General features: G+C 67.0%; 10 protein-coding genes and 1 pseudogene. 6 read left to right on the plus strand and 5 right to left on the minus strand.

Features of this window, described 5'->3' with window-relative positions; all coding sequences use genetic code 11:
- Positions 1 to 489 (plus strand): annotated as a pseudogene (locus tag WAN02_RS07015) (hypothetical protein); the annotation flags it as partial.
- A gap of 18 nt (positions 490 to 507) precedes the next feature.
- Here WAN02_RS07015 and WAN02_RS07020 read toward each other — a convergent pair.
- Positions 508 to 1,653, minus strand: coding sequence for an AI-2E family transporter (locus tag WAN02_RS07020; protein ID WP_422263441.1), 1,146 nt, complete (start codon positions 1,651 to 1,653; stop codon positions 508 to 510).
- Positions 1,654 to 1,759: 106 nt separating this feature from the next.
- Here WAN02_RS07020 and WAN02_RS07025 point away from each other — a divergent pair, with 106 nt between their 5' ends.
- Positions 1,760 to 2,902 (plus strand): lysylphosphatidylglycerol synthase transmembrane domain-containing protein, encoded by a 1,143-nt coding sequence (locus tag WAN02_RS07025; protein ID WP_422263442.1) that lies wholly within the window; start codon positions 1,760 to 1,762, stop codon positions 2,900 to 2,902.
- Between the two features lie 8 nt (positions 2,903 to 2,910).
- Here WAN02_RS07025 and WAN02_RS07030 read toward each other — a convergent pair whose 3' ends face one another.
- Positions 2,911 to 3,453 carry a hemophore gene (locus tag WAN02_RS07030; RefSeq protein WP_422263443.1) on the minus strand — a complete coding sequence of 181 codons (543 nt, stop codon included), beginning with the start codon at positions 3,451 to 3,453 and terminating at the stop codon, positions 2,911 to 2,913.
- Positions 3,454 to 3,706: 253 nt separating this feature from the next.
- Between WAN02_RS07030 and WAN02_RS07035 the strand changes: the two genes are divergently transcribed.
- Genes WAN02_RS07035 through WAN02_RS07045 form a run of 3 tightly spaced genes read left to right on the plus strand, consistent with a single transcriptional unit; the run spans position 3,707 to position 7,653 of the window.
- Complete coding sequence (locus WAN02_RS07035; RefSeq protein ID WP_422263444.1) at positions 3,707 to 6,694, plus strand: MMPL family transporter; 2,988 nt, start codon at positions 3,707 to 3,709, stop codon at positions 6,692 to 6,694.
- On the plus strand, positions 6,691 to 7,230 hold the full coding sequence (locus tag WAN02_RS07040; RefSeq protein ID WP_422263445.1) for an XRE family transcriptional regulator: 540 nt from the start codon (positions 6,691 to 6,693) through the stop codon (positions 7,228 to 7,230). Before WAN02_RS07035 ends, WAN02_RS07040 begins: the two co-directional genes overlap by 4 nt.
- A gap of 3 nt (positions 7,231 to 7,233) precedes the next feature.
- Positions 7,234 to 7,653 (plus strand): CoA-binding protein, encoded by a 420-nt coding sequence (locus tag WAN02_RS07045; RefSeq protein ID WP_422263446.1) that lies wholly within the window; start codon positions 7,234 to 7,236, stop codon positions 7,651 to 7,653.
- A gap of 6 nt (positions 7,654 to 7,659) precedes the next feature.
- On the opposite strand, the gene WAN02_RS07050 is transcribed toward WAN02_RS07045, so the two are convergent.
- Positions 7,660 to 8,349, minus strand: coding sequence for a hypothetical protein (locus tag WAN02_RS07050; protein WP_422263447.1), 690 nt, complete (start codon positions 8,347 to 8,349; stop codon positions 7,660 to 7,662).
- Positions 8,346 to 8,969 carry a hypothetical protein gene (locus WAN02_RS07055; RefSeq protein WP_422263448.1) on the minus strand — a complete coding sequence of 208 codons (624 nt, stop codon included), beginning with the start codon at positions 8,967 to 8,969 and terminating at the stop codon, positions 8,346 to 8,348. The genes WAN02_RS07050 and WAN02_RS07055 overlap by 4 nt, the downstream gene beginning before the upstream one ends.
- A 100-nt stretch (positions 8,970 to 9,069) precedes the next feature.
- On the opposite strand from WAN02_RS07055, the gene WAN02_RS07060 reads away from it, so the two are divergent.
- Positions 9,070 to 11,055 (plus strand): M13 family metallopeptidase, encoded by a 1,986-nt coding sequence (locus WAN02_RS07060; RefSeq protein WP_422263449.1) that lies wholly within the window; start codon positions 9,070 to 9,072, stop codon positions 11,053 to 11,055.
- Positions 11,056 to 11,058: 3 nt separating this feature from the next.
- Here the strand turns inward: WAN02_RS07060 and WAN02_RS07065 are convergent.
- The coding region (locus WAN02_RS07065) for a L,D-transpeptidase (protein WP_422263450.1) at positions 11,059 to 11,846 on the minus strand (788 nt) is incomplete at its 5' end.

Consider the following 11,846-nt stretch of genomic DNA (forward strand, 5'->3'; position numbering starts at 1 on the left):
CTCCGCCCGCCGGCTCCGGACGCACCATCGGCCGCCGGCACCACGAGAATGCCGGCTCCAGGACGGCCCGAGCCGAAAGAGGCTCCGACGACTCGCTTCTCGGCTCAGCCGAACCCGTCGACCGGACGACCGCCGGCTCCGCCGCAGGTTCCTCCGCCACCCGCTCGCGGGGAAGACCGCGAGATCGAGTCCTGGCTCAGCGACTTGCGCGGCGGGAAGAGTGGCGACCCGCGTGGCGCCGGCCCCACGCCGCCGCCGCAGCCGACCGCCGACGAGACCCGGGCGCTGCAGATTCCGCGCGACCAATCGCCAGGGCAGCAGCCCGATGAACCCGCAGACGCCACCACCGCGATCCCGACTCCGCCGCGGGAGAACAAGGACCCCGACACGGCCACCGAGAAACTCAACGCTCGAGGGGAGAACCCACCGCGCCGCCGCGGCGGCGGGCTCAGTGCCGCGGATCTGCTACGCCGCGAAGGGCGCATGTAGCCGCGAATCCGGTTGGGGTTATTTGCTTTTGGGTTCCAGCTCGTCCGGCTCGACTTCCATGATCGAGCCCTCGTCGTCCTCGGTTTCCTCGGCGGCGTCCGGATCTTTGGCCAGCAAGACTTGGAACGCGTTGTTGAAGAACGCGACGGTCGGCACGGACAACAGCGCCCCGACGATCCCGGCAAGGACGCCGCCGGCCGCGATCGCCACCACCACCGCCAGCGGATGGATCGACACCGCCCGGCCCATCACCAGCGGCTGCAGGATGTGAGCTTCGAGCTGGTTCACCGCGACCAGCAGGCCGAGCGTGATGAGCGCGTAGACGAATCCCTTGGCGAGCAGCGCCACTATCACCGCCAGGAAGCCGCTGAGGACGGCACCGACCAGCGGGATGAACGCGCCGAGGAACACCAGTGAGGCCAGTGGCAGCGCCAGCGGCACGCTCATGATGACCAACCCGGTGCCGATGCCCAGCGCGTCGACCAGCGCCACCAGGAAGGTGGCCCGCACGTAGCCGGTCAGCGCGCGGAATCCGGCGACGCCCGCGGCGCGCACCCGTTCCCGGTGGTCGGAGGGGAACATCTTGGTCACGTAGTGCCAGATGTTGCGGCCGCCGTAGAGGAAGAAGATCAGCGTGAACATCATCAGCAGTGCGGCCGTGACGATTTCAGCGATGGCGGTTGCGGTCGTCAGAGCCCCGCTGGTCAGCTTTTCCTGATTGTGCTGCAGCGCCTGGATCGCGGTATTGCCGGCGTGGTCGATCTGCTGGCGGCTCAGATGCAGCGGTCCTTCGATCAGCCATTTTTTGGCCGTGTCGATGCTGCGGGTGACCTCGTTGACCAAATCCGGTACGCCGACGATGAATTGGCTGACGACGAACGTCATGATGCCGCCCAGGATCGCGAAACCGGCCAGTATCACCAACGCCACGGCGCCGCCGCGAGGCGCACCGCGGCGGTCCAGCCAGTCGACGATCGGAACCAGCAACGCGCACAGCATCAAAGCAAGCAGCAGCGGGACGACGATGACTTCCAGTCGCTTGATCACCCATAGCAACGTGATCAGCGCGACCAGGATCACCAGCAACCGCCAGGCCCAGGCTGCGGTCTTGCGAACGATCGGTTCTACCGAATCGGCGGAGTCGGTGGCGGCCCTTGATGGCATAGGGCCCACCCTAACCGTCGGTGCGCAGGTCACATGCGGGTAAAACAATGCGGACACCCGCGCCGCGCAGCGATTCGGGCGCGGCCTGCGCAGCTACGCTGAACACGTGTCGCAGGGTGCAGCGGCCAACAACGTCAACGGACAGCTCGACGAGCATGCCCGCAGCAAGTACTGGTGGCTACGGTGGGTCACCCTGGCCGTCGTCGCGATCGTGCTGGCTGTCGAATTGGCACTGGTGTGGGACCAGTTGGCCAAGGCCGCCCGCAGCCTCTACTCGGCGAACTGGTGGTGGCTGCTGGCTTCCGCACTGGCGGCCGTCCTGCTGATGCACAGCTTCGCGGAGGTTCAGCGGACACTGCTGGTGGCGGCCGGGGTGCGGGTCAACAAGTTACGGTCCGAAGCCGCTTACTACGCGGCCAACGCGCTGAGCACCACGCTGCCCGGCGGACCGGTACTCGCTGCGACATTTCTCCTTCGGCAGCAACGGATTTGGGGCGCGTCGACGCTGGTCGCGTCCTGGCAGCTGGTGATGTCCGGTGTGCTGCAGGCGGTCGGGTTGGCGCTGCTCGGGCTCGGCGGCGCGTTCTTCCTCGGCGCCAAGAACAACCCGTTCTCGCTGCTGTTCACCCTGGGCGGCTTCGTCGCACTGCTGCTGCTGGCCCAGGCGGTGGCGTCACGACCGGAACTGATCGAAGGGATCGGTTGCCGAGTGCTGACGCGGTTCAACGCGTTACGCGGCAAGCCGGCCGACGTCGGGCTGGCCAAATGGCGGGAGATGCTCTGCCAGCTGGAGTCGGTCAGCCTGAGCCGGCGCGACCTGGCGACGGCCTTCAGTTGGTCGCTGATCAACCGGTTCGCCGACGTCGCATGCCTGGGTTTCGCGGCGTACGCCGCGGGGGCGCATCCCTCGGTGGGCGGTCTGACCGTCGCCTGCGCAGCCGCCCGCGCGGTCGGGACGATCCCGCTGATGCCCGGCGGCCTGCTGATGGTGGAGGCGGTGCTGGTGCCGGGCCTGGTGTCCAGCGGCATGTCGCTGCCCGTCGCGATCTCGACGATGCTGATCTACCGGCTGATCAGCTGGCTGCTGCTCGCAGCGGTCGGCTGGGTGGTGTTCTTCTTCATGTTCCGCACCGAGAACGCACTCGACCCCGATGACGAATCAGAGACAACGCCGTGTCACGAGGTCATCGAAGCGCCCGACGCCCTGCAAGGCCCGCTACCGCCGGCCGAGGACGAACGACTTACTTGAACGGCGCCCTATTTGAAAGCGCTCAGTCCGGGCACGGCTTCGGCGGCGCCGGGCACAGCCGCCGCACCGCCCGGCAGCGGGTTCTGAACACCGGAGATCACGCCGCTCGGCATACCGCCGGGCAACCCGCCCGGAACCGCACCCTGGGCCGACTGCATGAAGCCGAGTACCTGGGGCAGGCTGATCGACATCTTGCACCGGCTCGACAGCCCCGCGAGCGGCGACGCGATGGTCTGCAGATCGCTGGCCGCCTTGGGGTTGGCGTCGAAGTAGCCCTTCAGCGAGCTGACCGACTGTGGACCCGCCGGCGTCTGCATCACCGAGGTCATCGCCTGGTTGGTCTCCGGATGCCCGTCAAGGTAGTCGCCCGCCGAGCGCGCAACGTTGCTGATCGTCCTGGCCATCTCACTGGCAGCACACGGGTCTGAGGCTCCGACGGCGGCGGGCGCGGACAGCAACACCGCTGCCGTGGCGCCGCTCAGTCCGGTCGCGGCCAGTATGGCGAGCAGTCGGCGGCGCAGCGCCGCGGTGTTCACAGTCTGGGACGTCATAAAGGCTCCTCGTGGCTTGCGAGGACAGGTTCGCCTCGCAGACAGCGTGCGGCGCAATGCCGACACTCGCCGGCCATCCTGCCATCCAGTCCGTCGCCGTCGCCAACTCAGCGGACGGGAATCTCGTCACACCTGTGCACAACGCCGCATCGTTGCCGAGTTGTTGCAGCTCAGCGGCATGGGCACATAGGTCTCTGGGGTAGGCTCGCGGACACGCAACGCTAATGCCGGGGAGACCGAAATCCAGCACTTCATGATGCGCTTGAGCAGCAACCTGCGCAGGTTTCGCTGGCTGGTCTTCACGGGCTGGTTTCTCGCGCTATTACCCGCGATCTACCTGGTGATGACCCAGTCGGGTCACCTCACCGGTGGCGGTTTCGACGTGCCGGGCTCCCAGTCGCTGCGGGTCCACGACCAACTCGAGGCGCACTACCCCGACCAGGGCACCTCGCCGTTGGCGCTGGTGGCGGCGCCGCGCGCGGACGCCAGCTACGAAGACATGAATGCCGCGGCCGGCTTTCTACAGCAGGTCGCCAAACAGATGACCGATGTGGCGGTGGTGCCCAATGCGGCGCAGCCTTCGCCGCAGCCCGACCGGCCGTACGTGGTGTCGCTGCGGCTCGATTCCACCAACAACGCCAGCGCCAGCGACGCCGCCAAGAAGCTGCGGGTCAAGATCGGTGTCCAGGGCGAACGGCCGGGGCAGATGGCCGACGGCCGGGTGCGGCTGTACGTGATTGGCCAGGGTGCGCTCAGCACGGCCGCGGCGGCCAACACCAAACACGACATCGCCAAAGCCGAGCAGTGGAACTTTCCGATCATCCTGATCGTGCTGCTGGCGGTGTTCGGCTCGCTGGCCGCCGCCGCGATTCCGCTCGCGCTGGGTATCTGCACCGTCGCGATCACGATGGGCCTGGTCTATCTACTGTCGGCCTACACCACGATGTCGGTCTTCGTTACCTCGACGGTGTCGATGTTCGGTATCGCGCTGGCGGTCGACTATTCGCTGTTCATCCTGATGCGCTTCCGCGAGGAGCTGCGTGCCGGACGCCAACCTCAGGAGGCGGTCGACGCGGCGATGGCGACGTCGGGCCTGGCCGTCGCGCTGTCCGGAATGACCGTCGTCGCGTCGTTGACCGGTATCTATCTGATCGACACCCCGGCGCTGGCGTCCATGGCCACCGGCGCGATTCTCGCGGTGACCGTGGCGATGCTGACGGCGACGACGATGACGCCGGCGGTGCTGGCGACCATCGGCCGGTCGGCCGCCAAGCGGTCGGCGGCGTTGCACTTGTCACGGCGCCCCGAAACCACGCAGTCACGGTTCTGGACGCACTGGATCGGCGGCGTGATGCGCCGACCGTGGGTGTCGGCGCTGACGGCATCGGCGGTACTGCTCGCGATGGCGGTGCCCGCGCTGTCAATGGTGTTGGGCAACAGCCTGCTTCGCCAATTCAACTCCTCACACGAGATCCGGGCGGGGGTGTCGGCGGCGTCCGAGGCGCTGGGTCCCGGCGCGCTCGGCCCGGTGCAGGTGCTGGTGACCTTCCCCGACGGCGACGCATCTTCGGCCGCGCACGCCCAGACGATCGCCGATATCAGCAAGCAGATAAGCCAGTCCCCCAACATCGCCTCGGTGGCCCCAGCGGTGTTCGCCGACAACAACAGCAGCGCCATGCTGTCGGCGATGCTGTCGGTGGACCCCGAGGATCTCGGCGCCCGCAACGCCATCACCTGGTTGCGCAGCCACCTTCCCGAAGCGGCCGGCGGTTCGGCGCAGGTGAGCGTCGGTGGGCCGACCGCGCTGATCAAAGACTTCGACGATCAGGTGTCCCGCACCCAGTGGCTGGTTTTGGTCTTCGTCGCGCTGATCGCCTTCGTGATGTTGCTGCTGTCTATTCAGTCGGTGTTCCTAGCGCTCAAGGGCGTGGTCATGACGATGCTGTCGGTGGCCGCGGCCTACGGCAGCTTGGTGATGGTCTTCCAGTGGGGGTGGCTGGAAAAGCTCGGCTTTGCGCCGATCACCTCCATCGACAGCACGGTTCCGCCGCTGGTGCTGGCCATGACGTTCGGCTTGTCGATGGACTACGAGATCTTCCTGCTGACCCGCATCCGGGAACGCTTCTTGCAGTCGGGCAATACCCGCGACGCGGTGTCCTACGGCGTGAGCACCAGTGCGCGCACCATCACCAGCGCCGCGCTGATCATGATCGCGGTGTTCATCGGCTTCGCGTTCGCCGGTATGCCACTTGTGGCCGAGATCGGGGTGGCGTGCGCGGTCGCGATCGCGGTGGACGCCACGGTGGTGCGCCTGGTGATGGTGCCCGCCCTGATGGCGATGTTCGCTGAGTGGAACTGGTGGCTGCCCGCCTGGCTGGAGCGCATCCTGCCGTCGGTTGACTTCGAAAAGCCATTGCCCGCAGTCGATCTTGGAGACATCGTGATGATCCCTGACGACATCTCAGCACCTGCGGTGCCGAGCGCCGACCTGCGGATCGTGCTGAAGTCCGCGGCGCGGCTGAAGAACCTGGTGCCCGACGCGATCACCGTCGCCGATCCGCTGGCCTTCATCGGATGCGGACGCAGCAGCGACGTCCAGGCACGGGTCAAGGACAGTAATTACGTCGCCAGCTCCGCCACCCGCCAGTTGGCGGTGATCGGGACGCCGCCGGGAGCCAACGGTCAGTCGGTGGCGAGAAAGTTCGTCGGCGGCCTGGCGCATCGCAACGGCACCGGCCGCGCAGCACCACGTACCGTGCGGCCGGTTCACCCGGTCACCCTGTGGCGTGGCCGGCTTTCAGTTGCCCTCGACGCGTTGCAAGCCGACACCGAGCCCGATCAGCCGCACTTCGAGCGGAGCAGCCCGCTGGAAACCACCCACGTGCAGCTGCCCACCGGCGACCGGCTGCAGGTCCCGACCGGCGCCGAAACGCTGCGGCTCAAGGGTTACCTGATCATGAGCCGCAACAGCAGCCGGGATTTCGCCGAATTTGCTGAGCTGGTCGACACGATGGACGCCGAGACCGCCGCCGTGGTGCTGGCCGGGATGGACAGGTATTACTCTGGTCAATCACCCCGGCGACAATGGATCGCCAGCCAGTTGGTCCGTCGCCTTGCTGACCCGCATCCGTCGGATCTTGATAACGACGGTTGGCCGGAGTCCGATACGAAGGCAGACTGGGAAGGCGTCAAACAGCGCTGCCTCTCGGTAGCGGTGGCGATGCTGGAGGAGGCGAGGTGACGTTGGCAGCGGATCGACGCCATGGACAGGCGCCGCACCGTCCTCCAGCGCGCCCGCGCAACGGCGATCGCCCGGTCGAGTTCTGGCCGACCTCGGCAATCCGCTCAGCGCTCGAGGGCGGTGACATCGCCACCTGGAAGCAGATCGCGGTCGCGATCAAACGCGACCCGTTTGGGCGCACCGCCCGACAGGTCGAAGAAGTGCTGGAGACGTCGCGGCCGTACGGCATCTCCAAGGCCCTCGCGGAAGTGCTCGACCGCGCCCGCGCTCACCTGGAAGCCAACGAGCGCAACGAGGTGGCCCGTCACGTCGGTGTCCTGATCGAGCGGTCGGGGCTGAAGTTGCCCGAGTTCGCGTCCCGGATCGGCGTGCCTGCCGACGAATTGGGCGCCTACCTCGACGCCACGACCAGCCCGTCGGCGTCGTTGATGATCCGAATGCGCCGGCTGTCTGACCGCTTCGCCAAGGCCCGGTCGCACGAGCCGCAACCGCAGCAGCCGCCCCAGCGCGCCCGCCCGCGGCCGCCGCGCGGCTAGGAGATGATCGGTAGCCCCGACGATCTGACTCTGCGGCGGATTCTGGCTGAGACCCGCTCCATAGCGGTAGTCGGTGCATCGGACAAACCAACTCGGCCCAGCAACGAAATCTACTCGTATCTGCTGTCGACCGGCCAGTTCCAGGTCTATCCGGTTAACCCGACGATCACCGAAATCGATGGCGCGCATGTGTATTCGCGGCTGTCCGACCTGCCGGTGGTGCCCGATATGGTCGACGTGTTCCGGCGATTCGACGATTTGCCATCTGTGCTGGATGAAACACTCGCCCTTGAGCAGCGGCCGAAAACCCTGTGGCTGCAAGAGGGTCTGTGGCATGAGAAAGTCGGGCGTGACGCCGACGCGGCCGGCGTGCAGGTCGTGATGGACCGTTGCCTGATGGTCGAGCACGCCCGACTGCGCTGAGGCTTGTCAGCGAGGGTTCAGCGGCGATACGCCGAGCACCAGCCAATGGCCTTGCTGTTTGGTGAACGTCACGCGCAGCGCCAGCACCGCGTTGTCGGGCGGTTGGCCCGGCTCATTCTGGGTGGCCCGCATGATCACCGCCACGCTGGCGGCATCGGGTCCGATTGCCTCGAGGCCGGCCTCCATCGTCGACGCGGTCGCGGTGACGTTGCGGTGCGCCAGATCCCCTGTGGCCTTACCGAATTGGTCCCTGAATGCATTGCCCTGCTCGGGGACCATCATGGCCACCGCCCGGTCGATGGCGGCCATCGGCTCTTGCGGTGAGAACGTCGCCGTCGCCTCGGCCATGCTGGTGGCGATCCGTACCACCTCGGCCGTGTCGACCTTGAGGTCGTGGTCCGGCGCCGTCCAGTGCCGGTAGCCGGTGAGCACGGCCGCGACCAACGCCGCTGTGCACAGCACGACGGCAGCGAGCCGCAACGCGGGTGCGTCGTCGTCGGTGCCCACTGTCACCGAATCACGGCGCAGTAGAAAGACATTCACCGCAACGCCTTCGACGATCAGCAGCACCAACACCGAACACAACGACACCCACCAGGCCGGCCACGCCAGCACCACGCCGATTGCCAGCAATGCGGCGATCGCGGCCAGCGGTGCCACGACGTCGAAAGCCAATACCCGCCAGGCGTTCCTCATCGGATCGACTCCAGCCGCGAGATCATCAGCTTGCCGTCCACGTCGGAGATCCCCAGCCGCAAGTTCCAGTGCACGATTTGCGGTTTGCCGCCGGCGTTTTCGCTGACCGAGGTGGCCACCACCATGACCGTGTCGGTGCGACGGGCAATCGAGGCCGGCAATTGTTCAGCCGGCGCGGGGCGGCCGGGCTGCGCGTCCAGGTCGTGGTGCACGGACTCGAACGCCACTGCATCAACCTCGCCGCGGCTGCGCGACTGCAACCGCTGCACCACTTGCTGGTAGGGCTGAATCGACGAGTCGAAGTCGGCGTTCAGTTGCCCGACGGTCCCGTCGTGCAACCGCTGCAGGCTTTCCTTGATGTTCTCGGTGTTCATGTTGATCAACAGACCCGTCCAGTCGGCCGCGGCCTGCAACGCCCGGGTCTGGTATCTGCGTTCCTGGACGTCGCTGCGATGGGAGTTCCAGATCACCACGCCCAGCGCGACGGCGGCCACGCACAGGACACCCAGCACCGCCGAGGCGACGCCGTACGCCGAGAAGACCCGGCCGTCGGACTCGGCGTCGGGCGTCACCTGGTCAGCGTGGTCGTCGGTCGACTCAACCTGCTCCTCGTCGGGCATGGCCGTGAGCCTAGCCGGGCGACGATGCAGGCCCGCGATGCGGCGAGGGGGAAAGGACGGCCGATCAGACCCAGTCTGGCGGTTAAGTAACAATGGTGGCGTGACAGTAGAAGCTATCCGCTCGGGCATCGACCTGAGCTATGTCGACGCTGGTGCCCGCCCCCAAGACGACCTGTTCGGTCACGTCAACGGCCGCTGGCTGGCGGACCATCGGATGCCCGCCGACCGCGCCACCGACGGCGCCTTTCGGTTGCTGGCCGACCGCGCCGAGGAGCAGGTGCGCGAGATCATCACCGAGGCCGCCGCGGCCAACGCCGCCGAAGGCACCGATCCGCAGCGCATCGGCGACCTATACGCCAGCTTCATGGACACCGAGACCATCGCGAGCCTCGGCGTCCGCCCGCTGCTCGATGAGCTCGCCGGCGTCGACGCCGCGCTGACGCCCGCCCAGCTGGCGGCCGAGCTCGGCGAATTGCAGCGCACCGGCATCGGTGGTGGCACCGGCGTCTACGTCGACACCGACGCGAAGGACTCCACCCGCTACCTGCTGCACATGTCGCAGTCGGGGCTTGGGCTGCCCGACGAGTCGTACTACCGCGACCCGCAGCACGCCGCGATCCTTGCGGAGTATCCCGCGCACATCGCGCGAATGTTTGCTCTCGTCTATGGCGACCAGGAAGCCGACTGGGATGCGACCGCCGCCCAGATCGTCGCCCTGGAAACCAAGATTGCGGCCGCGCACTGGGACGTGGTGAAGCGGCGTGACGCCGAGCTGACCTACAACCTGCGCACGTTCGACGAATTGATCTCGGAGGCAACCGGTTTCGACTGGGCCGTGTGGCTGCACGGGTTGGGCGGCTCGACCGAGCAGGCTGCAGAGGTAGTGGTCGGCCAGCCCGACGCGCTGACCGCGTTCGCCGCGCTGTGGCAGAGCGAGGACCTCGAGGATTGGAAGCGCTGGCTGCGCTGGCGCGTGATCAGTAGGCGCGCTTCGATGCTGACCGACGACCTCGTCGACGAGAACTTCGCGTTCTACGGGCGCACGCTGTCGGGCACCGAGGAGTTACGAGACCGCTGGAAGCGCGGTGTGGCGCTGGTCGAGAACCTGATGGGTGACGCTGTCGGCCGGCTCTACGTCGAGCGGCACTTCCCGCCGGACGCCAAGGCCCGGATGGACGAGCTGGTGGCCAACCTGCGCGAGGCCTACCGAGTCAGCATCACCGACCTGGAGTGGATGACGCCGGAGACCCGGCAGCGGGCGCTGGAGAAGCTCGACAAGTTCACGCCGAAGATCGGCTACCCGGCGAAGTGGCGTGACTACTCGATGCTCGTCATCGTCCGTGACGACCTGTACGGCAACTACCGGCGCGGCTATGCGCTGGAGTACGACCGCGACTTGGCCAAGCTCGGCGGCCCGGTCGACCGCGACGAGTGGTTCATGACGCCGCAGACCATCAACGCGTACTACAACCCGGGCATGAACGAGATCGTCTTCCCGGCCGCGATCCTGCAGCCGCCGTTCTTCGACGCCGAGGCCGACGACGCGGCCAACTACGGCGGCATCGGAGCGGTGATCGGCCACGAGATAGGCCACGGTTTCGACGACCAGGGTGCCAAGTACGACGGCGACGGCAACCTGGTCGACTGGTGGACCGATGACGACCGCGCTGAATTCGGCCTTCGCACAAAGGCTTTGATCGAACAGTACGACGTCTACACTCCACGCGGGCTGGAGAACGGCCACCACGTCAACGGTGCGTTCACCGTCGGGGAAAACATCGGCGACCTGGGCGGCCTGTCCATCGCGTTGCTCGCCTACCAGCTGTCACTGGGCGGCAAGGAGGCGCCCGTCGTCGACGGGCTGACCGGTGTGCAGCGGGTGTTCTTCGGCTGGGCGCAGGTGTGGCGCACCAAATCCCGTGATGCTGAGGCGATTCGGCGGCTGGCCATCGACCCGCACTCGCCGCCGGAGTTCCGCTGCAATGGCGTCATCCGCAACATCGACGTCTTCTACGACGCCTTCGAGGTCACCGCGGACGACGAGTTGTTCCTGGATCCGCAACGCAGGGTCAGGATCTGGAACTAGGGCCTAGAGCTGCCAGTCGTTGGAGCCGTCGTTCTTGCTGTAGGTCCCTACCGAGTTCTTGACGACGATGGGGTCGCCGGCACCGAAGTTGGTGAAGAACCATTTCGCGTTCGTCGGGCTGATGTTGATGCAGCCGTGGCTGACGTCGCGCTTGCCCTGGTCGGCCACCGACCACGGCGCGCTGTGCACGAAATCACCGCTGTTGTCGAACTGCACGGCGTCCTGGACGTCCACCTTGTAGCCGTACGTCGAGTTGACCGGCACGCCGTAGGTGGACGAATCCATCACGACCTTGGCCTTCTTGTCGAGCACGTAGTAGGTGCCGTTGGGCGTCTGATGACCGCCCGCCGCCATCCCCATCGACATCGGGAAGGTCTGCTCGACCGTCCCGTTGCGGCTGACGATCAGCTGGTGGGTCGCATCGTCGGCGGTGGCGATCAGCGAGTCACCGGTGACGAAGTTCTCCTGGGTGCCGGCCGCGTCGACGTGCACCGCGGTGTGCGCGGGCCAGAAGCTGAGCGGACGCCAGCGCACCTGGCTGGAGGTCAGCCAGTAGAACTTGCCGGAAACCGGCGGGGTCGACGAGACGTGGATCGCCTGTTCGGCCATGTGCTGGTCGGCGATCGGTCGCGCGAAGTTGATGATGATCGGCTCGCCAACCCCGACTGTCGAGCCGCTGACCGGATTGAAGGTCGGTGGCACGAACGGCGGCGCGCCGGTGAACGGCGCCGGGTTCTGGCCGACAACCGGTCCCGTCGGTGCGGCGGCCTGGGTGGCGGGGGCGCCCGGGG

Origin of the sequence: Mycobacterium sp. (assembly GCF_049281135.1) — a bacterium.
GTDB lineage: Bacteria > Actinomycetota > Actinomycetes > Mycobacteriales > Mycobacteriaceae > Mycobacterium.